The organism is Streptomyces flaveolus, assembly GCF_000716535.1.
Classification (GTDB): domain Bacteria; phylum Actinomycetota; class Actinomycetes; order Streptomycetales; family Streptomycetaceae; genus Streptomyces; species Streptomyces flaveolus_A.
The window spans coordinates 109,897-133,832 of sequence record NZ_JNWV01000023.1 but is presented as its reverse complement, the minus strand read 5'-3'; the positions used below and the strand labels follow the sequence as shown (position 1 = coordinate 133,832).

The window sequence follows — 23,936 nt, the reverse complement described above, 5'->3', positions numbered from 1 at the left end:
CGAACGGGACGCGGCCGGATCGACAGGGGCCCGCGACTTTTTTCCGGCGCGTCGCCAAGCGGTCCCGTCGGCGGTGTGCCGGGGCGGACACGGACAGCATCGAGGTGGCCGCCGCGACCACTCGGGTCAGCGTGCTAGCCGGGCGTGGGCGAGGCGTCGGTGAGGGACATCCAGTGCCGCACGGTCTCCTGGTGGGAGCCGGTCGCCGTGCCTGCGGCCACTGCCTGCGCGTCGGCCATGGAGCAGGGCGCCCCTGCGCGGGTCAGCAGCACGAGCGGCCACTCGGGGCCTGCGCCGGCCCCCGCTCCGTCGAAGGCGGTCCACTCCCACGGCCCGTGGAAGAGCCAGGCCCGCCCCGCGGCGTCGGCGACCTCGTCGCCCGGCCGGAGAAAGGCGTACGGCCGTATCAACAACTCGAAGGAGAACGGGATACCGTCGCCCGGGTTGATGCTGTATCCCGAGCCGTCGAGGTGGCTCTCGTCCGGGAACTCCCGGTAGGACAGGCCACGGCGCAGCACGGTCACGGACAGCCCGGGACGCGGAAGCCAACCCGTCTCCAGCGGGGGATCGTGGTGGTCGACGGAGGTGACGTGCACCACGGTCGGCGGCACTCCGACCCGGCAGACGTCCCCCGCCTTCAGGTGCTCGGGTGGCGGGTCGGTCCGGAACAACTCGGACTCGACCTCGGGGCCCACGTACCCGCCCGTGTCCACACCCAGGGCGACGATCCCGTTCCAGTGGAAGAACGCGCTGTCGGTGTCGATGCGCCACCATGGCCACCGCACCGAGACGTGCTCCCACGTGAGGCCCCGTTCGACTCTGGCCGGCGTGAAGGGGCAGGCGACCGACAGCACGTCACCGACCCGGAAGTCCCCCGCATGCGCCATGGGACCAGGCTAGTGCCGGCACCGCTCACGGTGCTCGCGGGCCCCCGGCCACGGCGTCTCACCGGCTGGGGCCCGCCTGCCTGTCGGTTCAGGGCCATGGACGTCCCCGCCGTCGGGCCGGTGTCAGTGGGCCGTCCTAAGGTCGTCACCACAGGCAGGGGGGTTCCGTTCGTCGGAGACGGGGAGGGCGTGTGAGCGACGGTCTTCAGTGGATGGTCGGCGTGACGACGAGTTCCGGGTGGATGCTGGCTGTGCACTTCGCCCGCGGCATCGACGCCGAGGAACTGGCGTGTCGCATGGGGGCGTCGCGCGGGGCGGCGGCGGAACCGATGACCGACGCGCAGATGGCCGGCCTCGACATCGACGGCTACCCCGACCGTGGGCCGAGCAGCGCCGTGGTCCGCGTCGGTGAGCACGCAGGCTGGGCGTTCGCCCTCGCGTACGGCCCCTACCTCGACCGTCTGGAGGAGGTCTCACGCGATGGCGTGGAAGCCCTCCACTACCACCACAACTCGGAGCACCCGCCCACCAACGTCCTGTACGCGCGCGACGGCCGGACCGTCTGCGGATTCGGGCTGTGCGAGGAGCGCCGCCGCTATGGCCATGAGCCCGATCTGCTCCTGCCCGACCTCGTGGCCGCGGGGATCCTGCACCCCGACGGGGAGACCTACCGCGATCGCTACATCGACGACTACGACGAGCGCAAGCGCCTCGGCCTGGCCGTCTTCGAGGAACGCTTCGGCCTCTCCCTGCCCCGCGCCGTACTCGCGGAAGAGCCCCTCCCGGTGTACGCGGTCATGGGATCACCGGCCCCCGACTTCGAGGAGATCTCCGCGTGGGCCGCGGCCAACGGCAGACCTTCCCCCGACGAACGCCTGCGCCTGATCCCCGCCGGCCTGCGCAGGGACTACGAGCGGGCCACCGATCCCCAGTGGTGGGAACGCCGGACACGCCACCTCGCCGCAGGCATCGGCGGGAGCCCCGTCATCGGCACCTTCCACGCCGGCGGGGAACCCGGCCCCTGACCCGGAGCCGTAGCCGCCGTCAGGAGAACCGTCGGCAGGCGCAGCCGGGCGTCGGTGCACCACCAGCGCCGGAGACCATGGCGGCCGGGTACGAGGCGGTGGACCGGAAGGTGATCACCACGGCCACGACACCGGCACCGGCGATCGCCCGGCCGTACCGGCCAACCAGGAGGCCGTGCTCCCGGTGGCCTGACGCCCGCCGGGGGCCGATCCGAGCGGCACGTACGGCTTCGCGGCGCCAACCGTCGGGCGTAGTACGATCTTCAACCGTTGGATTCCACGATTCCGGGAGGCGTCCGTGGCGCTGGAGGCGGCTGGAGTCTCGCCCGAGGAGGAATCCCTCTACCAGATGCTCGTGACGTCCGGCCGGGCCACCGAGGGGGACATCGCCGAGCGGGCCGGCCTGACCGACGCGGAGACCGGGCGGATCCTGGACTCACTGGTCTCCAAGGGCCTCGCCACCCATACGGACGGGACACCCCGCGTGTTCCGTCCGGCTCCGCCGGAGGCGGCGCTGCTGCCCCGGTTGAAGCGCAGCGCCGACGCGCTCGATCTGGCCCGGTTCGAGGCCGCACGTCTCATCGAGTCCTATCGGGAGACGATGCGCAGGCATGACGCCGGCCAGTTGCTGGAGGTGATCACCGGGGCGGAGGCCCTGCGCCAGCAGCTCCGGCAGATCCAGTCGAGCGCGCGCCACGAGATGCTGTGGTTCTGCAAGGCCCAGTACGTGGCCATGCCGTCGGGCACCAACGCCGAGGAGTTCGAGGCGCTGGCCCGCGGCGTGCGCTACCGGGTGCTGTACGAGAAGGCGTTCTTCGACGACGAGGGCGCCTTGGAGAACGTGGTGGCGGGTGTCCGGGCCGGTGAGGTGGCTCGTGCCGTACCGCACCTGCCGCTGCGTCTGGCCGTCGCCGACCGCTCCGTCGCCGTCTTCCCCCTCGTGGCCGGCGGACCGCACGGCAGCCCGGAAGAGCCGACCACGGCGCTGGTCAGGGACAGCAATCTGCTCGCGGCCCTGATCGCCCTCTTCGAGTGCTACTGGGAGGACGCCGTCCCCCTGGACATCGACGGCACCGGCGTACTCGCGGTGAGCGACGGCGTCGGTCCGGCCGACTCGCTCTCGGCCACCGACCGCAAGCTGTTGTCGCTGCTCGTGGCGGGGGTCGCCGACAAGGCGGTCGCCTCGCAGATGGGGCTGAGCCGGCGGACGGTCCAGCGCCGGATCCAGGGGATGATGGAACGCGTCGGCGCGGTGACCCGCATGCAGCTCGCCTGGCAGGCGTCGCGACGCGGCTGGCTGTGAACGGGCTCGCCCCGCGGCCCGGCACGCCTGTGCCGTACGCCACGGGCACCGGCGATTGCGAGGGGTGTGCCGGACGCCGCCACGCTGACGTCGTCCCGCGTTCGCACGGACGCGGCGGGTACCGGGCCCTCCATGGCCGTGGTACCCGCCGCGCCGAGTGACGGCACGAGCGCGTCAGCGCCGTCCGCGCGTCACGCCGTACCGGGGTGCAGGTACGCCCGCTCCACGGTCTGTCGCACGCTGTTGCCGGCGGAGTCCGTGGCGGTCACGCGGAGCGTCACGTAGGCGTCGCCGCGCACCTTCGACGGCCGTTCCACGGTGGCCGTGAACCGCGGGCCGCCGTCGTGCCGCCCCGTGCGCGCCGTGGTCCAGGTCTTCCCGCCGTCGTACGACGCCTCCGCCTTCAGGCGCACGCCGCGCGGGGCGGCCATGCCGTCCTGCATGCGGACGGTGAGGGCCAGGCGGTGTGCGCGTGCCCGGCTCACGGCGCCCTGCGCGTCGACCGGTACGTCGTAGTCGAGCTGGAGCAGCGGCAGCGGCAGCGGGGCGGTTTCGGCCGTGGTGTCCGAGCGGAACGTCCACGAGGTGTGCGTGCGCACCCCGAGGTGCCAGTCGTCCGACACCCGGGCGGTCGTCAGGTCCAGCCGGAACCGGGCCTTGCCCGGGGCCACTTCGAAGGTGCCCCACGCGCCGTTGTCGGAGACCGCCGTCTGCTCCTCGTTCCGGTACAGCACCGCCGATGCCACGTCGTCGGCAGCGGTCGCCCGGCCGGTGCCGAAGCCACCCGCCTCCGCGAACGACCAGTGACCGGCGTCGGAATCGGTGAACTCAGGGACGTACAGGGACAGGGTGTCGCCGGTGCGGACCGACGGCCGGGTCCAGCCGCGGGGGATGGAGGGGCGGACCGGCGCTCCGAACCACCGCTCCGCGGTGCGCTGGCCGGGGCGGTAGGCACGCGGCGCGTTCCGCATGCCGGCCGCCAACGGCAGGTCGGGGACGTCGACGACGTTGTGGTGCACGACGTGGTTCCACAGAGTGTCCCCGCCGGTCACGTACTCGACGCGCTCCCGGCCCACCGGGACGTAGCGGCTGTACTGGTTCCACGCGGTCTCTTGGTACGGCCGCCACCCGAAACGCTGCTCGCTGGCCCAGAGCGAGGCACCGGTGCGGGTGTACGTGCTGCGCACCACCGCGCTCTCCCGCTCCGAGACTGTGTGCACGACCTGCTTGGGGACGAAGTCCTTCGACACCTGCATCACGTCGTACAGATAGGGACTGCGCACCGTGCCGGAAAACGTCACCGTCGTGGTGCCCTTCTTGACGCGTTCCAGCAGGGCGGTGCCGTCCTTCCAGGAGGCTCGCATGCTGGGCAGGGCCGTCCGGTCACCCGTCGGCTGCCACCGGGTCCAGGCGCTGCCCTGCTCCTGCGGCCACACCATCAGCAGCGCCTCGGCCCCCGCCTTCGCGGCGGACAGGGCGAGTTCGGGCTCGGTGACGGAGAAGTCGTACCGCACGACGGCGAGTTTCCCGCGTGCGCGGCGGAAGTCGGGCGCCGACGAGGAGCCTGCGTCCACGGCGGTCAGCCGCGCGCCGCGGTCCGGGAAGGCAGGGGAGTGGGAGTCGTAGTACGGGACGAACTCCTCGGAGCTGCCGGAGACCTTCGCCCGCAGTTGCGGGGCCACCATCTGCCAGCGCGAGGTGAACTCGAAGGCGCCGTCGGTCACCCGGGAGGTCGGGCTGACGTAGAGGCGCTTGACGTCGTCGAAGTACATGACGCCCTGGATCAGCCCGCGGCCGTCGATCCGGCGGTACACGGTGGTGCTGAGGATGCCGTGCTGCTCGGCGGGGCGCGGTGTGCGGATGTGCACCTGGGTGGCCTCGGCGGCGTTCAGCGTCACCGTCCGGTCCTCGGTGACCTTGACCTCGGGGGCGACGACGGTGCCCGCCTCGCCGCCGTGATCGGTCATGCCGTAGAAGGCCGAACTGACGTAGTACGTGCCCTCCTCCACGAGGGCGACGTGGGCCTGCCTGTCCGCGTAGTCCACGAACCCGTCCGGGCCCCATATCGTGGGCAGCCAGTCCGGCTCCACCTTGCCGTCGCGGCCGCGGTAGAACACGGTCAGCCGGTGTTGCGGGGCGTGTACCGCGAGGGAGACGGTGGTGTGGGCGAGCACGGTACCGTCCGCGGACTTCGCGGTGAGGTACCCGTAGAAGTTGCCGCGGACCGCGTGCCGGGCGTCGGTGCTCAGCGGCACCTCGGCCGTGGCGCCGGGGGCGAGCCGCACGGTGTCGGAGCCGAGGCCGACCACCCCGTCCGGGAGCGTGCGCCCGGATTCGGTGGCCAGGCCGAGGGCCAGGGAGAGCGTGACCGGACGGTCGCCGGAGTTGGTGTAGCGAACGGTGGCCGCCTGCTGCCGTCCCTCCGAGCCGCCGGTCCGCAGCGGGCCGAGGGAGACGGAACCGCTGGCCCTGACGGCGCCCATGGCCGTGGCCACGTCGATCCGGCCGCCGCCCTGTTCGGTCACCTGGGTGTGGGGCACGGTGTGCGCGGTGCTGATCAGCGCGTCCTTGAGCTGCTGGGCGTCCCAGTCCGGGTGCCGCTGGGCCAGGAGCGCGGCGGCGCCGGCGACGTGCGGGGTGGCCATGGACGTCCCCGACAGCGCGACGTAGTGGGCGTCGACCGGGTCGCCCAGGGTGGTGCCGGACGCGCGCGCGGCGGTGATGCCGACCCCGGGGGCGGTCACGTCGGGCTTGACCGCGCCGTCGCCCAGGCGCGGGCCGCGGCTGGAGAACGGGGCGAGTGAGTCGTCACGGTCGACGGCCCCCACGGTCAGCGCCGCCTCGGCCGCACCCGGCGAGCTGACACTGGACGGACCCGACTCCCCCTCGTTGCCGGCCGCGACGACGAAGAGTGTGCCGGTGGACGCGGTCAGGGAGTCGACCGCCTGGCTGAGCGGATCGGTGCCGTCGGTCGGAGACCCCGACCCGAGGCTCATGTTGACGATCTTGGCGTGCTCGCGCGTCGCCCACTGCATGCCGTCGATGACGGCCGACTCGGTGCCGTAGCCGTCGTCGCCCAGGACCTTCCCGATGAGCAGGTCGGCCCGGGGCGCCACGCCCCGGCGGGTCCCGCCCGACGCGGCACCGCTGCCGCCGACGATCGAGGCGACGTGCGTGCCGTGACCGAAGTGGTCGTCCGTGTTGGAACTCTGGGAGAAGTCCTGGGCTTCCGTGATACGACCGGCCAGGTCGGGATGGCTCGCGTCGACACCCGTGTCGAGCACGGCCACCTTGACTCCCTGGCCCTCGTCACCCGCCTTCCAGGCGCTGGGGGCGTTGATCTGCGCGGTGCTGCGGTCGAGCAGGGCCTTCACCCTGCCGTCCAGCGACACCCGGGGCGTCAGCGCGGCACGGGCGACGCCGGCCTTGCCACCAGGGTTCAACGTCTCCCAGAAAGTCCCCAGTTGGCGTTCGGCGACCCGGAGCGATCGTGCGTGGATGCTCGGCAGGTTCCGGGAGGGAGTCCCCGGCGTGTTGAGCGCCGCGAGCCGGTCGGCGGTGGCGGCTGCGGCCCGTGCCGCCTCAGCGGTGACCCTGGTCCCCTTCCGAGACGGCTCGGAGGAGACGATCAGCGGGAGCGCGGAGGTGTGTGCCTCGTCGTAGCCCTGGGAGATCAGGGCGGTCACGTCGAACAGCCGGCGGTCCAGCGTGCCCGCGGAGACCAGGGACTCGGCGTCCCACGGGAGCACGGTCAGCGACTTGTCGTCCTCCTCGAGCGTCTCGAAGGGGATGTGCTCGCGACCGGGGCCGGGCCGCACCGACGCGGTGCGCCGTCCGCCGGGCAGCGATGTCACGGTCACCTGGTCGCCGGTGATCAGCCGTACGGTCGTGGAGCGCGCCCCCGGCTCGGCCGCGGAACGAGTGACGGTACCGCTGGTCGCCGCCCCCGCCACGGCGGTGGTGGATACGGCTCCGGCAACCAGTATCAATCCTGTTGATATCGCCGCCATAAGGCGGATCTTTGCCATCAGGGAAACACCTTTCGAACAGCCGTGGAACACAACTGTCCGAAATCATTTGGCGAGAAGGCCGGGCCTGTCACTGGCGCGAGCTGTCACAGCTGCGACATGTCTCAACGGCGACACCGCGGTGGCTTCTTGAGGGCACACGTCGTGTCGTGCCGGAGCGGTCGCGCCGACGGACGGGGACGGCGGCGTTTGCTTCAGGCCGTACGGAACCGGAAGGCGCCGGTCCCGCTGCCCAGGGTCAGCCAGATGTGGTCTTCTTCCCTGACCAGGCGCAGCGCGACGTAGGCGCACCCCGGGCAGCGAGCGGTCAGCCCTGGTTCGGGTCCGTAGATGTGCAGTTGCGCCAGAGGCCCGGATTGCCGGCAGTTCGGGCATCGCCACCAGGCCGTGGTGGGCTCCACGGAGAGGATCTCCGACAACGGACCGGCGAGGCTGTTGCCGTCGAGGAAGGCGGCGGGGTCTCCCATGAGAATCTCCCCTGTCAGAACAGAAGGGTCAGCCGAAGCGTTCGGTGCGGATGGTCGCGGGTTCCTTCCCCTGGCCGGCGAACAGCTCGACGAGCAGGTCACTGACGGTTTCCACGAATCCGGTGGAACCGCAGACGTAGACGGGACTCACCGGATCCAGGCGGGCCGCCGGCTCCCGCAGATCCGCTGCCGTGATGCGGCCGGGCGCGCGGGAAGCGCCGTCCGGGACGCGACGGGTATGGATGAACCGGATGTCGAGGAACGGGCCCCCGTCGGTGAGCTCCTCCCGGTACCAGATGTCCAGGGGATCGCGCACGGAGTACACCAACTGGAAGAGACTGCGCGAGCCGGCCGAGCGGTGGGCGCGGATCATGGCCATGAGCGGTACGACACCGGAGCCGCCCGCCACCGAGAGCACCGGTTCGGTCTGCTCCGGGTGCCACACGAACCAGTTGCCGAGCGGTCCGCGTACCTCGACCTCCTCGCCCGGCGGCAGTTGGTCGGCCAGGTAGGGCGAGACCTCACCGTCGGCCACGGCCTGGACGCCCAGCTCCAGCCGGTCGTCGTTGGCGGGCGCGGCCAGGGAGTAGCTGCGGACGGCCTGGTAACCGTCGTCGGCCGTGAGACGCACGTCGACGTGCTGACCGGGCAGGTGACCGGGCCAGCCGGGCACGCTGAACACCAGGCTGCGGGCGGTTGCGCTCTCCGCGCGGCGCCCGACCAGCCGTGCCGGCAGCCAGGCGAGAGCCATGGTCAGTCACCCCAGTGACGCTGCTCGCGCCAGGGGTCGCCGTAGTTGTGGTAACCCGCCGACTCCCAGAACCCCGGGTCGTCCTCGTGCGTGAGCCGCAGTCCGCGCACCCACTTCGCCGACTTCCAGAAGTACAGGTGCGGGACCAGCAACCGCGCCGGCCCGCCGTGCTCCGGGGAGAGCGCGTAGCCGTCGTAGGCGTGGGCGATCCATGCCTTGCCGCCGAGGAGGTCCGCGAGCGGAAGGTTGGTGGTGTAGCCGCCGTAGCTGTCGACCACCACGTATGCCGCGGTCGTCTCCAGTCCTTCGAAGAAGGCGTCGAGTGACACACCGCGCCAGCGCGTGTCGAACTTGGACCAGCGGGTGACGCAGTGGATGTCCGCCACCGTCTCCTGCTGGGGCAGGGCCATCATCTGGTCCCAGGTCCAGCTCCGCGTCTCGCCGAGCTCCGTGGTGAGGGTGAAGGACCAGGCCTCGGTCGGCACCCGCGGAGTGGGACCGGCCGACAGGACGGGGAACGACTCGGTCGGATACTGTCCGGGCGGCAGCCGCTCCGTCAACGAGTGGGGTCGTCCTCGGAAACCGGGTGAGAAGGAAGTCAACGTCATCTCCCGCGCGCTATGACCCGCCGCTGGAGGAGCAAGGGGGTTCCCTCCCCAGTCTCGGACCATGGCGGTGGCTTGACCACTCGGGCCGGGGCCGGGGGGAGCCAGCGCCAGGTGGTGCCCCGGACGGGCGGCAGCGCATATCGAGGATTCCTGGCGGCTCCGGGGTGGACTTTCCAGCCACCAGGCGTAAGGGTGGGCCCAATGCCGGCCACAGCCTCCTGCTCACCGCACGAATTGTGGAGGAAGATCGATGCCCGTCATTCTGTCCACTGCGGAGCTGTCCGCCGCCGACCGGGCGGAACGCTGGCACGCGGCGGTGACGAACACCTTCATACCGCTCGGTGTCGATCTCCTCGAGGAGGAGCCCTCACCTGGCGACATCGTCAGCGAGCGGCTCGGCGTCCTGCGGATCTCCCGTGTCCAGGCGGGGCCGCAGACGGTGACGCGGAGCAGACACCTGATAACCGGCGACGATCAGGAATTCATCATCCTCACTCTCCAGGAGCGAGGTACCGCGATGAAAGAACAGGACGGGCGGCAATGCGTGATCCGGCCCGGCCAGTTCTCCCTCTCGGATTCCTCTCGCGCGTTCAGGAAAACGCTCCATGAAAGATTTGCTTTCACATCCTTCCATTTCCCCCGCGAAGTGCTTTCCGTGCGGCCCGAGGACCTGCGGTCGCTGACCGCGACCACCTTCAGCGGCAGCGAGGGGAGTTCGGCCGTCCTGGCCCAGTATTTCGCGGGCCTGGCACGCGTGGCAGCCGACGTCGACGACGCCGTCGGCCGTCAGCTCGCCGTCACCGCGCTGGATCTGCTGGCGCTGCTCATCGACGAGCGAGGCGGCCGGCTGTCCGGCCCGCCCTCGACGACGACCGCTGCCACCCTGGTGCGCGTCAAGGACCACATCATGAGGAACCTCGGCGACCCCGACCTCTCACCACGCACGATCGCCGCCGTTCACTTCATGTCGGTGCGCTACCTGCACAAGATCTTCGAGCAGGAGGGAACCACGGTGGCCGGATGGATCCGAGCTCAGCGCCTGGAGCGGTGCCGCCGTGACCTTCTCCACCCCCGGGCACTGGAGACCGGAGTGGCGGTCATCGCGCGACGGTGGGGTTTCGTGAGCGCGGCCCACTTCAGCCGGGCCTTCCGCGACGCCTACGGCATGACACCCCGCGAATGGCTGGCGCACGGGCTCTCGGACGCACGGCGGCCAGGGACGGACATGGCCGCCTGAGGCGCCTGACGATCGACGGCCACCCGGTCGCCCCCTCCGCAGCGCCACGGCCCGCGACCTCGCCCCCCTGCTCCCGCGCACCCGGGACGGACGACGTCCACCAGACCGCACGGATCACCCACCCACCACGCGCGCTGGCCACCCGCCCGGTGGCGCAAGGCGGGCCGTGAGGCTCGGCGATCGAATAATCGGTTGCCGGTCGATGACGGCGGCGGATGCAATGTCCGGCATGATCACCCGGGTGCGCCCGCCAGGCGAGACGCGACGAACGCGCGCTGCCGGGCCCTGCCGCTCCGCGACCCGGGCGAGACGCAACCGAATCCTCGGACGGGAGACGCCCTCGCATGAACGCGCCACCATCGCCACGCGGAGCGGAACGGATCGACAGCACCTCCCTCCGGATCGGCGCGCTCGTCCCGCTGACTCGGCCCGGCTGGGTGGAGGCGGGCCGGCACCTGCTCGCCGGCCTGGAGCTGGCCGTGCGCGATGTCAATGAAGCCGGCGGGATCGTCGGAAGACCACTGGAGCTGGTGGTCCGAGACACCGCGGCCGACCCTCGGAGGGCTGCCGCGGCCGTGGACGAACTGGCTCGCCTGGGCGTGGCCGCCGTGGCCGGGGAGTACCACAGCGTCGTCGCCCGCGAGGCCGCCGCCAGGGCCGACGCCCTCGGCCTGCCGTTCCTCTGCTCGTCGGCGGTCCTGGACGCGCTCACCGAACGGCCGACGGAATGGGTCGCGCGGCTCGCCCCGCCGCAGTCCCGCGGCTGGCGGATCTACGCGGACTTCCTTCTCGGCGCCGGCCACAGCCGCATCGCCGTGGCAACCCAGCCGAGTGTCTACTGAGCGTCCGGGGCGCGCGTCCTGCGGGACCACCTCGCTCCCTACGGCGGCACCGTCATCGAACTCGACATGCGCGCGATCACCCCTACGGACGTGTGCGAGGAACTCGTCGACAACCGTGCGACAGCCCTCCTCCTCCTGGTCGGCCACCCGGAGCCGGCGGTGCCGATCGTCAGGTCCGTCCGCCGCGACGAGCGCCTCGCCGAGATCATGATCGGCGCTCCGGCCGGGCAACCGGAGTTCGCCGGATGGGCGACATCGCTGGGCGACGACGGCACGGGGATCCCGTTCTTGCGCTACCTGCCCGAGCGCCTGACCCCACTGGGCGCACGAGTGGACACGGCCCTCCGCGAGCGGCTCACCGAAGCACCCTCCTTCGTCGCCTTCGAGGGCTACGACACAGTCGCCGTTCTCGCCGATGTCCTGCGCTCTCACGGCGCGGACGGTACCCACGGCGCGGGCCGCGCGCGCATCGCCGATTCCTGGCCGCGCGTCGCTGTCGAAGGCACCCGCGGGCCGATCCAGTTCTCCCGCATGCCGGGCATCAGCGTGTGGCAATGGGGTGGGGCGCCCATCCAAGTCGTCGACCGGGACCCGGCGCACCCTGATCGCCGCCGGATCCTTCACACCGGCTGAAGAACGGACAGCCTCGGCCCATTCCGCGGGCGGGGCTTCCGCTGACCGGCCCCTCGAATTCCCGCGGCAGGTCTACAACGTGGGACTCGTGCTCGACGGCCGGTCCGACCACTCGCCCTTCATCGCCGCCGGAACCCCGGCGGGCGGTGCTCGACCCTGCTACCACCAGGCATACGACACGCCGTCAGATGTCAACGCGACCAACGCGAAGGGACACCGACGCAGTCTTCAGGGGCTCACATCGTGCTGATCGCAGGCTGGGCTGCTGTTCTCCCGGTAGAGGACGAGGTGTTCGTGGTAGAGGACGCCGTCGCGGACGTCGCCCGTGGCGGTGAAGCCGGTGTCGTCTACGTAGTCGATGTGGTTACCGGTGACGGTGTAGCTGCCGGTGTAGGCGCTCTTGCGGTTGCCTCGGGCTTCGTCGTAGCGGCCGGTCGGCAGGAGTTCTTGCCGAATGTGACCGTCGGCGGTGACCCACATGCCGACAAAGGGGTGGGGTGGATGGGTGTTCATGCCTCCACGGTCGCCTGTGGGGCGAGCGACAACCAGGCCACGGATTTCCTGGGTGTCCCGCACCCACCCTGTCCCCGTACGAGCGGGACGCCTTCGGCCGTGCTCGGCGACGACCGCCGCCGGGTCACGGCTACAACTCGCTGACCGCGGGATCGGTCCGGGGCTCAGCAGCCGGGGCCCGCTGGGAGGTCGCGGCCATGTCCCGCAGTCTTTCGAAGGCGGCGGCTGTCGGACTGGCAGGCTCGGCCTGGTAGACGACCAACTGCTGATGCGGAGCACCGTTCACGGTGAACGCCGCCGACTTGATGTGCAGGTCGCCGACCTGGGGATGCCTGAGGTGCTTGCCCTCCTGGGACTTGCTCTTCACCTCGTGCATCTGCCAGATCCGGGCGAACTCCTCGCTGAGAAGGGACAGTTCGTCGACCACCTCGGCGATCCTCTCCGAGTCGGGATCGTAACCGTAGGCGGCACGGATCTCGGCGACGCAGGAGTGCGCGGCCCGCTCCCATTCCTGATAGAAGTCGCGTCCCGCCGGGTCGGCGAAAACCATCCGCGCGAGGTTGTCGAACTGGTCGAACCCCGCGTGCAGGACCCGGGCCATGGAGTTGCCCGCCAGTACGTCGAGGGCCGGACCCAGTACGAAGGCGGGAGTGTGCTCCCAGCCGTCCAGCAGCTCCAGCAACTGCCGGCTGACCTGCTCCTGGCTGCCCCAGCGGCGCTGCCGCTGCGAAGCGGCGAGGCACAACCGATGGAGATGGTCGGTGGCCTCCTCGTTCAGGTTCAGCGCCTGCGCCACGGCCTCGACGACCTGCGGGGACGGGCTGCGCTCACGTCCCTGCTCCAGCCTGATGTAGTAGTCGGAACTGACCCCGGCCAGCAGCGCGACCTCTTCCCTGCGCAGCCCCGGGACCCGACGACGTCCTTGCTCAGGCAGACCGACGTCATGCGGCTTCAGGGCCTCTCGGCGGGCTCGGAGGAAATCACCCAACGGCGTCCCGTTAGTCATGTCAGTAAGACTAGTCGCCTTCCGGTCTTTGCATCAGCGGCCTCCGGGCGCTGTGGGCCCCTGAGTACACCCTGGTGCCTCCGTACCTCCGTAGTGGGCGCGCCCCTGCCGGGGGTTTCCTGGGTGCAGTACTCCCAGGAAGAGCGCGGCCTTCATGCGGCGACGGATCAGAGAGCACACTGAATTCGTAAGCAGAAAACCCCCGGAAACGGGGAAGCAACGAAAGAGGATTTCCTCTCATGGCTACTTGGTTCATCACCGGCGCTTCCCGGGGACTCGGCGCGGAAATCGCTCGATCCGCCGTGGCGGCGGGAAACAACGCCGTCCTCGCCGTCCGAAATCCGGAGCGCGTTCCGGAGGACTTGAAGAACTCCGAGAACGTCCTCGCGGTCGCACTCGACGTCACGGACGACCTCGGCATCCCGCAGGCCGTCCAGGCGGCCGTCGACGAGTTCGGCGGTATCGACGTCCTGGTCAACAACGCCGGCCGCGGCCTGCTGGGGGCGCTGGAAGAGATCACCGACGCCGAAGCCCGTTCCTTGTTCGACCTGAACGTATTCGGCCTCATCAACGTCACCCGCGCCGTCCTTCCCCTCATGCGCGAGCAGGGCGCGGGCAAGCTGGTGCACATCGGGTCCCGCTCCGGCTTCGAGGGCGAGCCCGGGGTCAGCCTGTACTCGGCATCGAAGTTCGCCGTCGCCGGCATCAGCGAAGCGCTGTCGGCCGAGATGGCGCCGTTCGGCATCCAGTCGATGGTGGTCGAGCCGGGCGTGTTCCGCACCGATTTCCTCGACGCCAGTTCCCTGTCGGTCGCCGCGAACCGCATCGCCGATTACGACGGCACCCCCGCGCACATGACACTCGACTGGATCGACGAGGCCAACCACGCTCAGCTCGGCGACCCGGTCAAGGGCGCGGCCCTGATCGTCGAGGTGGCCTCCGGCGAGAAGCTGCCCACCCACCTCTACCTGGGCCGGGACACGATCGAGCGTCTCGAGGTCAAGATCCAGCAGATCCGCGACGACCTGGAACCGTGGCGTGAGAAGTCCGCCGCCACCGGTCACGACGACGCCTGAGAACGAGGTCTTCCTGATGTCTGCTCTGCTCACCGGAACTCCTCTGGCCCATCGTGTCGCCGTCGTATCCGGCGCCTCCAGCGGCATGGGCGCCGCCACCGCCGAACGACTCGCCCAACTCGGCGCCACGGTGGTGGTCCTTGCCCGGCGCAAGGAGCGCCTGGACGGTGTCGTGAAGAACATCGAAGCGGGCGGCGGTACGGCCCTCGCCATCGCTGTCGACGTCACGAACCGTGAGGCCGTCCAGGCGGCCGCGGCGCGGGTCGCCGACCGGTTCGGCAAGGCCGACCTGGTGTTCAACAACGCCGGCGTCCAGCTCATCTCGGGCATCGAGGAGCTCAAGGTCGACGACTGGCAGCGCCAGATCGACCTCAACATCACCGGTTTGATGAACGTCATCGCCGCCTTCCTGCCCCACCTCACCGGCGCCGCCGACGAAGGCAGACCCTCCGACCTGATCAACACCTCCTCCATCGCGGCGACCCGGATCCTGGAGAAGTTCTCCGTCTACTCCGGCACCAAGGCCTACATCAGCCACCTCACGCGCCTGCTCCGCGTCGAACTGGGCCGCAAGATGGTCCGCGTCGCCACCATCGAGCCCGGCATGGTCGACACCGAGCTGCCCGACCACGTGACCGACCCGGACGCCTCCAAGCTGATGGCCGACCTCATCCGCGACATCGACGTTCTCCAGGGCGCCGACGTGGCCGAGACCGTGGCCTTCATGGCCGCCGTTCCCCGCCATGTGAACCTCACCGAGATCACCATCCTTCCCACCGCCCAGACGGTGTGAGCAGGTGCCGGGCTCCTGTAGTGCGTCGCTGCCCACCCGGACACGTCGTCTTCGACGTGCGGTCAGAGGACGGTTGTGCGATGCCGAAGTACACCGTGTCGTAGCGCCGCGGCGGCTGCCAGGCGAACAGATCGGCCTGCCCGCACTGAACGTTGGGGAAGGGAGCGCGCCCACGAGTGATGGCCGGCACCTCGGGTGCCGCGTCGAGAAGGGCCAGGTCTGCCCCTGAGGCAAGGTCGACGCGACGAGCGTGTGTCATCGCGGTGTCGAATGGCGGTGGATCACTGGGGATCAGGGGCGTCGTGCCAGGAAGACGAACTCCTTGCCTGGCCGGTCGGGTGCATCGCGCACGTCTTGCACCACGTAGCCGTGTGCGACCAGGTCCGTCTCGACCTCTTCCCGATCTCGGAAGCGCAGGGTCGAATCCGACGTCAGCACCTGCCCGTCCGCCGCGAAGACGTAGGTCCAGCGGAAGGTCACGAGAGGCAGGCTCACCTCGATCAGCTCGACCCAGTTCTCGACGGGGCCGACACCCGGGACCTCCGTCACGCGGTAGGAGTTCTCGCGGGTCCACTTCTCCCAGGCGCGTTTGGCCGGATCACGTGTCTCGAAGACCAGGTGCCCGCCGGGCCGCAGCGCTTCGTAGGCTCCCCGCAGCGTCTTCTGCCATGCGTGCGGATCGACGATCGCTTGAGCGACGTTCGCTGTCATCGTCGCCAGGTCGGCCCGCAACGGCGGGAGGGCTGTCGCGTCACCGCGGATCCAGCGAACTCGGTCACCGCCCGGTTTGGCCCGGGCGACGTCGACGGATGCCCGGGCGGGATCGATGCCGACGACGTCGATCTCGCGGTCGGCCAGGAGAAGGGCGAACACCCCTGTGCCACAGCCGATGTCCAGAACTCGGCGCGCCCCGACCTCTGCCACGATCCGGAGGTAGGCATCGAGATCGCTGCGGTCGGTGTCGAGCGGATCGTAGATCGCGGCGAGTCGTGGATGCGCGAAGCATTCGTCGGCCATGCGGCCGAACGTATGCGGAGCCGGCCCCGCAGGGCTACCGAGTTTCCCCGGGTTCAGCCGACTGGGGTTCCCGGGCGGGGACGACAGGTGCGTCGAGGCCAAAGGAAATCGGAGTTTGATCGCCGCGGGGTGGCCGATGGCCAGGGCGCGGTGCGTCAGGCCCGGGGGCGCGGGGCTGTGTCCGACATGCGGCTCCGCCACGCGCGTGCGGGACGTGATCCGGCTCGTCGGTGAGGAGCGGGACGTGACGGTCGTACGTCACCACGTCGTGCCCGTGACCGTGGACGGCGGTGGAGCGGCGGGGTGTGCGTCGAGGTCCCCGGCATCAGCTCCGTACCCGACTCGATGCGCGGCACGCGGGCGACCGGGCTGCGGGGGGGGGGTGACGTACGAGAGGAATTACGTTACAGTCATTGCTCGTAACGAAAGTTGGTGCCGGTGAACCGGCTGCCGACACTTCTATGGCGGAGGACGGTCATGGCAAGTGACTACGAACGCGGTCGAGTGGGGCTGCTTCTCGTCGACCCGGTCAACGAGAACTTCTCCGAGGACGGCAAGGCCTACTCGATCTACGCCCCGGAGTACGAACGGCTGGGCACGATCGAGCACCTGAAGGAGCTCATCGCCGGGGTGCGGCGGCACGGGAACATCCCCCTCTTCTACTCGACGACCGCCTACACCGACGCCGACTACTCGTCGTGGAAGCACGTCTCCGGAATCCACCGGCAGATGTTCGACAACCGGCTGTTCGAGGCCGGAACCTGGAACACCCAGTTCCACGAGGACCTGGCACCCCAGCCGGGCGACGTGGTCCTCGCGCCCCACAAGGGCCTCGACGTCTTCCACCACACCGACCTGGACTTCCAGTTGCGGCACCGCAACGTCGAGTACCTGGCCATCGCCGGGGTTTCCGGGATCATGGCCGTCGAGTCGACGGCCCGCACGGCCATGGAACGCGCCTACCACGTCACGACCTTCACCGACGCGATCGCCGCGCCCGGTGGCCTGGTCACCTACCAGGCGATGATGCGGGGACTGAACATGGTCTCCCACAGCGTGGTCAGCGTGGCCGACTTCCTGGCCTCGCTCGACAAGGCGCCGGCGTAACGCTGCCTGATCGCCCGGGTGTGAAGGAGCAGCGGGTCATGGAGCGAGGACGGCCGGGATGGGCGGGCTTCCGGGAACGGTTCGTGGCATCCGATCCCGGACTGATCCGGCTGCTGTCAGCGCTGAGCACGGTCTGCGCGGTCCTGCTGACCCTCGGCGTCCTCGCCGTGCCGCACGCCCCGGTGCCGATCCTCGTGACAGGCGCCCTCACGGCGATGGTCAGCACGGTCGCGGTCACCGAACCCCGCCCACGCGACCAGGCGCTCACCCTCGCGGCCGGAGTGCCCGTCTCACTGGCGATCGTGGCTGTCGGGAGCACGCTGACGCCGTACCGGGTCGTCGCGGACGTGGTGTTCGTCCTGCTGATCTTCGCCGCCATCTACATCCGGCGGCTGGGCCCGCGCGCGACCACGCTGGGCGTTTTCGCCTTCCAGCTCTTCTTCGTGACCCAGTTCGTCGGCACCCGGGTGGAGCAGTTGCCGCAGCTGGTCCTCGCCGTGACGGTGGCCTTCGGCAGCTCGGCGCTGGTCCGGTTCGCCGTTCTGCGTTCACCGCCGGAGCGGACGCCGACGAAGCTGGACCGGGCCTTCCGGCTGCGGCTGGCGCTGGTGCTGGACGCGCTGATCGAGGTGGCCGAGGGCGGCCCGGAGGCACCGCGGGCCGAGCGGGCGGTCGACGACCTGCGCCGGCGAACCGCCCGTCTGCACGCCGGCGCGTTGCTGATTCAACGCCGACTGGGAACCGGCGCGCCCGACCGTCGCACCGACGCGACCCTCCAGCACAGCGTGGCGCAGGCGGAGACGGCGGTGGAGCGGCTGGCCATCACCGTGCTGCGGCTCTTGTGGCCTGGTGCCGACATCGACACCCTGACCCGGCACCGGGCGAAGCTCCCCCTCATCGGATCCGCCCTCGCCGCCCGCGACGCGGAGGTGCTGCCCACCCTCATCGCAGAGCTTCGTGCGCTGCGCTTGGCCGTCACCTCCGGGCCGCTGCCGGCCGGCGCCGACACCGGCGACGTGTGCCACCGGCTGCTCGGCCTGCGCGGCGACGACGAGCGTTCGCCCGACGTGTCCCCGGCGATGCGGGACGCCTTCCGGTGCTCCTCGGAGTTGGCCCGTGCCCTGCGCCGCCCGCGCCCGGACGCCGCCGGACGCACCTCGACGCCCTCCGGGCGCATGAACGCGGAGCCTGGACCGGCGGTCGACGCCGTGCCGGGGCAGGTGGGCGCGGGCGTCCGTCCCACCACAAGGACCGCCCTCCAGGTCGCCACCGGATCGGCGCTGGCGATCGTCGGCGGCGAGCTGCTGTCGCCGCAGCGCTGGTACTGGGCCGTGTTCACATGCTGGGTGGTCTACATCAGCACCGCCTCGACGGGTGACGTCCTGGTCAGGGGGTACCGGCGGCTGGTCGGCACGGTGGCGGGCGTGGTCGCCGGCCTCGCCCTCGCGGCCCTGATCGGCGACGCCCCCTGGCCGGCCTTCGCCTTGGCGATCCTCAGCGTGTTCGGGATGTACTACACGACCGCGGTGTCCTACACGCTGATGTCCTTCTTCGTCACCACGATGATCGGCATGCTCTACACGCTGCTCCACGCCCTGACCCCGGGCGTGCTGGTGGTGCGGATCGAGGAGACCGCTCTGGGAATCGCCTGCGGGCTGGCCGCCGCGGCGCTCGTGCTGCCGGTGGGCACCCGTCGACACACGGACCGCTTGCTGCGCGAGGTCCTGGAGCGGCTGCACGTGGTGCTCACCCAGTCGCTGGCCCGGTTGTACGGCGGACCCGGCGGGAGCCTGCTCGGTCCGGCCCGCGCGCTGGACTCGGCGTTGGACGACCTCCGCGTCGCGATGCAGCCGCTGATCACCCCGGCCAGCCCCTTCAGGTCCCGGCGGCGCACCGCGCTCGCGGTGCTGGGGCTGCTGGAGACAGCCGCCTTCCACACCCGCGGTCTGGCCACCGCCGACGAACTGGCGCCGGCCGGTGTCCACATCGGCGCCGATCCGCGCGTCGAGGAGGAGGCCCGCCGCATCGGCCGTAACCTCGCCGCCCTGATCGGCCAAGCGGCCGACGGTGCCCCGCCGGAACGCGGCTCCGGGAGCGCCGTCCAGCCGCGAGTGGGGGAGAGCGGGGAACGTGCCGAGGACGCCATCGCGACGCTGCGGGCGCTGCGGCACCTGCGAAGCGTGGACGCGAGCATCCAGGGCCTCGCTCGAACCCTCAACACGCCCGTGAACGGCGGCTCGTGAGACGGGTACGCCTCAGCCCGTGCCATGTCCGTTCACGGCGACTTCTGACGCGTGTGCCTCCGCCCCAGGCCGACACGTCCACCCGACGTGAACTGGGGAGGGGTACGTCCTTACCACCGACGTCCTCGACTGGTACGCCGAGTGCTACGTGCCGGACGTGGCCGACCGCACCGACCCGCGTGCGGCACCGGGCACTGACGGCCGACCTGAGCGGCCTGCCGGCCGCGACCGTGATCACCGCGGGACTGGACCCGCTGCGTGACGAGGGCGAGCAGTACGTCCGGGCCATGAGCGCCGCCGGCGTGGACGTACGCGCGTACCGCCTGCGGGGCGCCATTCAGCTGTTGTGGCTGGCCACGAAGCTCGCGCCCGCCGTGCAGACCGAGGTGCTTGACCTGCTCCGGGAGCGCCTCGGCGAGGACTGAGGAGCGGGAAACCGCCCCACACCTGGTCCGCGTCGCGCCGGCCGCGGAACTGTAAGCCTTCTTCCGGAACCGTCCTACGCGGCGGCACCGGCGGACCGGGAAGGACGGATGTCGTAGGAGATGCGTCCGGCGGGGAGGTAGAAGAGGGCGATCAGCGCGCCTCCGCGCACCTCGGGGTAGTGGTGGCTGCCCGGGGCGGGCGCGGTCCAGCCCGGTCCCTGCCAGCCGTTCGGTCCCGCCAGTTCGGCTCCGGGGTCGATCGGGACGACCAGGTTCAGCTCGCCGTAGGGGTGCGCGTGGTACTGGCCCCGGTAGCGCTCGACGCTGTCCATGTACACGGCGGTGATGCTGAAGTAGTGCGTCTCCTCGGTCGGTTCGGCGATGCGGCTGCGGCGGTAGCGAGGACCGTCGACCTCGACGTTCGCCGCCCAGCCCTCCAGCAGGACACCGATCCTGATCAGGCGCGCCAAGTCCTGGTAGAGCTCGCTCGCGGGACCGTAGGTGGTGTTCAGCCAGCTCTCCAGGTCCTTGCCGGCCGTGCGGTTCCTCACCTCGGCCAGGAACGGGATGCTGCGCTCGATCAGCGCCTTGCGGCTGTCCTCGCTCATGCGTGGGGTCCTCTCGTGTCGCCACGGGCTCTGACTCGACAACCATCTCTCCCGCTTTGATTACAGTCAATAGCTGTAATGAAAGCTGCTACGGCGGAGCTCAGCCGGGAGACACCGAAAGATCTTCCTCAGGCGGAGTGATTCTCCCCGTCCACGGCGAGCGTGGGCCAGATCGCTGCGACGACCCGCTCGGCGAAGTCGGCCGGCACGTCCCGGCCGGTCCGCAGGTAGTCGGCGAAGTAGCCACCGAAACACAGGGTGACGACCATGTCCAGGTCGACGTCCTCGCGCACGGCTCCCCGGCGCTGCAGCGAGACGAGCGTCATCAGCAGTTCCTCGCAGCGCGGCCGTACGCCGTGTTCCCGGAGCTGCTCCAGCAGACCCGGCACCCGTTCCACCTCGGCCATGAAGTTGCCGTGCAGGGCCATGGCCCGTTCGTTGTGATAGCGCGGGTCGAGACGGCGCACCGCCTCGACGAGCGCCTCGCGCGGGGCCAACTGGTCCATGTCCAGCGGGGGGTAGGCCTCGCGCTGCTTGCGCAGACCATATTCCAGGGCGTCGATGACGAGGTCGTACTTGTTGGCCCAACGCCGGTACAGGGTCGGCCGGGTGACACCGGCGTCGGCGACGATGTCCCCGATCGTCATGGACGCGTAGCCATCCGTGGCCAGTCGCTTGCGCGTGGCCTGGATGATCGCCTCCTCGATCGCCGGATCCCGGGGCCGGCCGCTCGCAGGCGCCGCCTGCTCCGCGCGCGAGCGCCCTCCGCGCTCGTCGGCTCGCCCATCGGAACGCGTCGTCCTCGCCTTCGCCATTTCATCCCTTCCCGACACACAGGGCCAGTCGGAGCCGGGTCGCGTATCCGCACCCCGCCGCACCAGCACCCTACGCGAAGTCGGGGGAGCGCCCCCCGGGGTGGACCGGGGATGCACGGCACTCCCGAGTCAGGGACCACCAGGGACGTCACGGCGGTGACCGCTCGTACGCCGGTCGGCCGCGGCGGAGACTGGACGGCACCGTGGCCCGGGGCCCACCCGTACCGGCGTCCGGGAGCGCAACGACGAGCGCGACCACGAGCGCAACGACGAGCGCGGCGCTCGGGCGTGCGTGCTCGCACCGGCCCACGCTCCGCGACCGACGCCTGATCGCCGCGGCTCAACGCGAGAGACCACCGTCCGGCAAACCTGCCGCAGGCGGCACGGCGGCGCGTGTTCACTCCCACGCGCCGTACAACAGGCAGAGATCACAACGTGCGGGCGTTCCTTCCGGAACATCTCCGGAAGGAACGCCCGGTCGCGCGCGGCACTCACACCTGGCGAGCCGCGCGTCAGGTGTGTCAGGCGAGGCCGGCCTTCAGGGCGGCGGCGACCTGGACCACGCGCTCGGCCTGGTGACGGGCCGCGTTGCGGGTCTGCTCGCCGACCGGGTTGTTGCCCTGGGCGTCGACGTGCGAGGTGCCGTACGGGTTGCCGTCGATGAACTTGACGGGGTCGGTGTAGCCGGGGGACACGATGATCCCGCCGAAGTGGTGGATGGAGTTGTACAGGGCGAGCAGCGTGGACTCCTGGCCGCCGTGCGCGGTGGCGGTGGTCACGAAGCCGCTGTAGACCTTGTTGGCCAGCTTGCCCTGCGCCCACAGGCCGCCGAGGGTGTCGATGAACTGCTTGAGCTGGGACGAGATGTTGCCGAAGCGGGTCGGGGTGCCGAAGACGATCGCGTCCGCCCACTCGACGTCGGCGGTCGTGGCCTCGGGCACGCCCGCGCTCTCCGCGGCGTGGGCCGCCCACGCCTCGTTGGACGCGATGGCGGCCTCCGGAGCCAGCTCGGCGGCCTTCAGCAGGCGCACCTCGGCGCCCGCCTTCTCGGCCGCATCCGAGATCTCCTTGGCGATCTCGGCCGAGAAGCCGGTGGAGGAGTAGTAGATGACGGCGAGGCGGACAGGGGTGGTCATGGAGTCGTCTCCGATCCTGAGTATGCGTGTGGTGCGCCGTGGCGGACGCAGCTCACCTGGGTACAGGTGCCGTGCGGGCGCGCCGTCCGACGCGGTAGGTGAATCTTAAACGACTTTGTTCAATCGTCAACCACATGGGTGTCTCGCCCCTCAGGGTCGACGACCACCGACTGGGCACGGCGACCGCGATGCGCCGCCTGGACACCCCCGTCGGCACCACCGGCCCCCCGCCGGCGCCGCCGGGGGCATCTCCACCGGGCCCCCGCCAGCGTCGCCGGGCCGCCTCCACCGGCGTCGCCCGGCGGACGCTACTCGGCCTGCGCGCGGCGGGCGGTGGCGAACCGGCGCTGGTAGGCGGCAGGGGAGATGGACAACTCCCGTGTGAAGACGCGGCGGAGACTCTCGTAACTGGGGAAGCCGGCCAAGGACGCCGCCTGCGTCGCGGTGTACCCCTGGTCGAGCAGCGACTTCGCGATGTCGAACCGGATCGACTCGACGTACCGGGCCGGCGTGGTGCCCAGTTCCTCCCGGAACAGCCTGGTGAGGTGACGCGTACTGAGGTTGAGATGCCTGGCGAGTTCGGTGAGGGAGTGGTTGCCGGCGGGATCCGCGGTGACCAGGTCGACGACCCTGCGCAGGGCGGGCGACCGGGGCGGCGGCCCCTGCAGGGGAGCGGAGAACTGCGACTGGCCGCCCGCCCGTTGCAGGTAGACCACCAGGGACCGGGCCACCTCCCGGCTGACGTCGGGGCCGTGGTCCTCCTCGACGAGAGCGAGCGCCAGGTCGATGCCGGCGGTGACTCCCGCCGAGGTGTACGTCGTGCCGTCCCGGACGTAGATGGCGTCGGGTTCGACGCGGGTCTTCGGGTGCCGGGCGGCGAGTTGGTTCGCGATCTTCCAGTGGGTGGTCGCCCGTTTGCCGTCGAGGAGGCCCGTCGCGCCCAGGACGAAGGCACCGGAGCACACGGAGGCGACCCGGCCGGAACGGGCCGCCAGATCCCTGGCGGCTTCGACCAGATCGCGCGTGACCGGGGTTCTGGGGTAGACGTCTCCACCCGGCACCAGGAAAGTGTCAGGGTCCGGCTCCGTGGCGGCGCTGCCGTCGACGGCGATCCGCATGCCCATCGAGGAGACGACGTCCGCACCCGTCGTCGACACCAGGGCGATGCCGTAGTCGGCACCGAGGAGGTTCGCTTCCCCGAAAACCTCGGCGGGGCCGACGACGTCCAGCAGTTTGACCCCGTCGTAGACGAGGATCGCTACGCGATGCGTGTCGGAGCTCACAGAGCCATCCTGAGGTGACTGGATTCGAGTGGTTCATGGCCGTACCGAGGCGGCGCCGGAGGCCGCATGGTCGGCACCGTGGAGAACGGACACACGGTCCACTCGTAGCACAACGCACCGGAAAGCACGGACA

Annotated in this window: 21 protein-coding genes and 1 pseudogene; 10 read left to right on the top strand and 12 right to left on the bottom strand. The window is 70.6% G+C overall.

The features are described from left to right. Nucleotides 1-134: 134 nt before the first annotated feature. Nucleotides 135-887: a hypothetical protein gene (locus OO52_RS25250; protein ID WP_030646110.1), complete on the bottom strand. Its 753-nt coding sequence runs from the start codon at nt 885-887 to the stop codon at nt 135-137. A 191-nt stretch (nt 888-1,078) separates the two neighbouring features. Here OO52_RS25250 and OO52_RS25245 point away from each other — a divergent pair, with 191 nt between their 5' ends. Further along, nucleotides 1,079-1,912, top strand: a complete 834-nt coding sequence (locus OO52_RS25245) for a DUF6461 domain-containing protein (protein ID WP_051818501.1) — start codon at nt 1,079-1,081, stop codon at nt 1,910-1,912. 298 nt (nt 1,913-2,210) lie between these two features. Further along, complete coding sequence (locus OO52_RS25240; RefSeq protein ID WP_030646106.1) at nt 2,211-3,215, top strand: helix-turn-helix transcriptional regulator; 1,005 nt, start codon at nt 2,211-2,213, stop codon at nt 3,213-3,215. Between the two features lie 191 nt (nt 3,216-3,406). Here the strand turns inward: OO52_RS25240 and OO52_RS25235 are convergent, their stop codons facing one another. The 4 genes from OO52_RS25235 to OO52_RS25220 form a co-directional block, all read right to left on the bottom strand. Continuing rightward, nucleotides 3,407-7,243, bottom strand: coding sequence for a S8 family serine peptidase (locus tag OO52_RS25235; RefSeq protein WP_030646105.1), 3,837 nt, complete (start codon nt 7,241-7,243; stop codon nt 3,407-3,409). A gap of 194 nt (nt 7,244-7,437) precedes the next feature. Beyond that, nucleotides 7,438-7,710: a DUF6510 family protein gene (locus OO52_RS25230; protein ID WP_030646103.1), complete on the bottom strand. Its 273-nt coding sequence runs from the start codon at nt 7,708-7,710 to the stop codon at nt 7,438-7,440. A gap of 28 nt (nt 7,711-7,738) precedes the next feature. Beyond that, the gene (locus OO52_RS25225) at nt 7,739-8,461 is read right to left on the bottom strand and encodes an FAD-binding oxidoreductase (RefSeq protein WP_030646101.1); all 723 of its coding nucleotides are present in this window, start codon (nt 8,459-8,461) and stop codon (nt 7,739-7,741) included. A gap of 2 nt (nt 8,462-8,463) precedes the next feature. Next, on the bottom strand, nt 8,464-9,069 hold the full coding sequence (locus OO52_RS25220) for a sulfite oxidase-like oxidoreductase (RefSeq protein WP_030646099.1): 606 nt from the start codon (nt 9,067-9,069) through the stop codon (nt 8,464-8,466). A gap of 250 nt (nt 9,070-9,319) precedes the next feature. On the opposite strand from OO52_RS25220, the gene OO52_RS25215 reads away from it, so the two are divergent. The 3 genes and pseudogenes from OO52_RS25215 (at nt 9,320) to OO52_RS49900 (ending at nt 12,031) form a co-directional block, all read left to right on the top strand. Further along, entirely contained in the window at nt 9,320-10,306 is a 987-nt protein-coding gene (locus tag OO52_RS25215; RefSeq protein ID WP_030646098.1) for a helix-turn-helix domain-containing protein, read from the top strand. A gap of 344 nt (nt 10,307-10,650) precedes the next feature. Continuing rightward, nucleotides 10,651-11,781: pseudogene (locus tag OO52_RS25210) on the top strand (ABC transporter substrate-binding protein). Further along, nucleotides 11,708-12,031, top strand: coding sequence for a M28 family peptidase (locus OO52_RS49900; protein ID WP_106972053.1), 324 nt, complete (start codon nt 11,708-11,710; stop codon nt 12,029-12,031). Before OO52_RS25210 ends, OO52_RS49900 begins: the two are co-directional and overlap by 74 nt. Here the strand turns inward: OO52_RS49900 and OO52_RS25205 are convergent. Beyond that, entirely contained in the window at nt 12,010-12,294 is a 285-nt protein-coding gene (locus tag OO52_RS25205; RefSeq protein ID WP_051818499.1) for an Atu4866 domain-containing protein, read from the bottom strand. The genes OO52_RS49900 and OO52_RS25205 overlap by 22 nt on opposite strands. A 130-nt stretch (nt 12,295-12,424) precedes the next feature. Then, complete coding sequence (locus OO52_RS25200) at nt 12,425-13,300, bottom strand: helix-turn-helix transcriptional regulator (RefSeq protein WP_030646094.1); 876 nt, start codon at nt 13,298-13,300, stop codon at nt 12,425-12,427. A gap of 239 nt (nt 13,301-13,539) precedes the next feature. On the opposite strand from OO52_RS25200, the gene OO52_RS25195 reads away from it, so the two are divergent. Next, nucleotides 13,540-14,376 carry an SDR family NAD(P)-dependent oxidoreductase gene (locus OO52_RS25195; protein WP_030646092.1) on the top strand — a complete coding sequence of 279 codons (837 nt, stop codon included), beginning with the start codon at nt 13,540-13,542 and terminating at the stop codon, nt 14,374-14,376. A 16-nt stretch (nt 14,377-14,392) separates the two neighbouring features. Continuing rightward, nucleotides 14,393-15,169 (top strand): SDR family oxidoreductase, encoded by a 777-nt coding sequence (locus OO52_RS25190; protein ID WP_030646090.1) that lies wholly within the window; start codon nt 14,393-14,395, stop codon nt 15,167-15,169. Between the two features lie 291 nt (nt 15,170-15,460). Here the strand turns inward: OO52_RS25190 and OO52_RS25185 are convergent, their stop codons facing one another. Next, nucleotides 15,461-16,186 (bottom strand): class I SAM-dependent methyltransferase, encoded by a 726-nt coding sequence (locus OO52_RS25185; RefSeq protein ID WP_030646088.1) that lies wholly within the window; start codon nt 16,184-16,186, stop codon nt 15,461-15,463. A gap of 477 nt (nt 16,187-16,663) precedes the next feature. Here OO52_RS25185 and OO52_RS25180 point away from each other — a divergent pair, with 477 nt between their 5' ends. From OO52_RS25180 to OO52_RS52950, 3 genes are all read left to right on the top strand, one after another. Further along, entirely contained in the window at nt 16,664-17,293 is a 630-nt protein-coding gene (locus tag OO52_RS25180; protein WP_030646086.1) for a cysteine hydrolase family protein, read from the top strand. 38 nt (nt 17,294-17,331) lie between these two features. Then, nucleotides 17,332-19,536: an FUSC family protein gene (locus OO52_RS25175; protein ID WP_051818497.1), complete on the top strand. Its 2,205-nt coding sequence runs from the start codon at nt 17,332-17,334 to the stop codon at nt 19,534-19,536. A gap of 179 nt (nt 19,537-19,715) precedes the next feature. Further along, the gene (locus OO52_RS52950; RefSeq protein WP_030646083.1) at nt 19,716-19,961 is read left to right on the top strand and encodes an alpha/beta hydrolase; all 246 of its coding nucleotides are present in this window, start codon (nt 19,716-19,718) and stop codon (nt 19,959-19,961) included. Nucleotides 19,962-20,035: 74 nt separating this feature from the next. Here OO52_RS52950 and OO52_RS25165 read toward each other — a convergent pair whose 3' ends face one another. The 4 genes from OO52_RS25165 to OO52_RS25150 all read right to left on the bottom strand — a co-directional run bounded on the left by OO52_RS25165 (nt 20,036) and on the right by OO52_RS25150 (nt 23,803). After that, entirely contained in the window at nt 20,036-20,569 is a 534-nt protein-coding gene (locus OO52_RS25165; RefSeq protein WP_030646081.1) for a DUF4863 family protein, read from the bottom strand. Between the two features lie 128 nt (nt 20,570-20,697). Further along, a complete protein-coding gene (locus OO52_RS25160) occupies nt 20,698-21,384 on the bottom strand; it encodes a TetR/AcrR family transcriptional regulator (protein ID WP_048910501.1) in 687 nt (228 codons plus the stop codon). A gap of 521 nt (nt 21,385-21,905) precedes the next feature. Beyond that, nucleotides 21,906-22,520, bottom strand: coding sequence for an NAD(P)H:quinone oxidoreductase (gene wrbA / locus OO52_RS25155; protein ID WP_030646078.1), 615 nt, complete (start codon nt 22,518-22,520; stop codon nt 21,906-21,908). Between the two features lie 308 nt (nt 22,521-22,828). After that, nucleotides 22,829-23,803: a GlxA family transcriptional regulator gene (locus tag OO52_RS25150; protein ID WP_030646075.1), complete on the bottom strand. Its 975-nt coding sequence runs from the start codon at nt 23,801-23,803 to the stop codon at nt 22,829-22,831. Between the last annotated feature and the right edge of the window lie 133 nt (nt 23,804-23,936).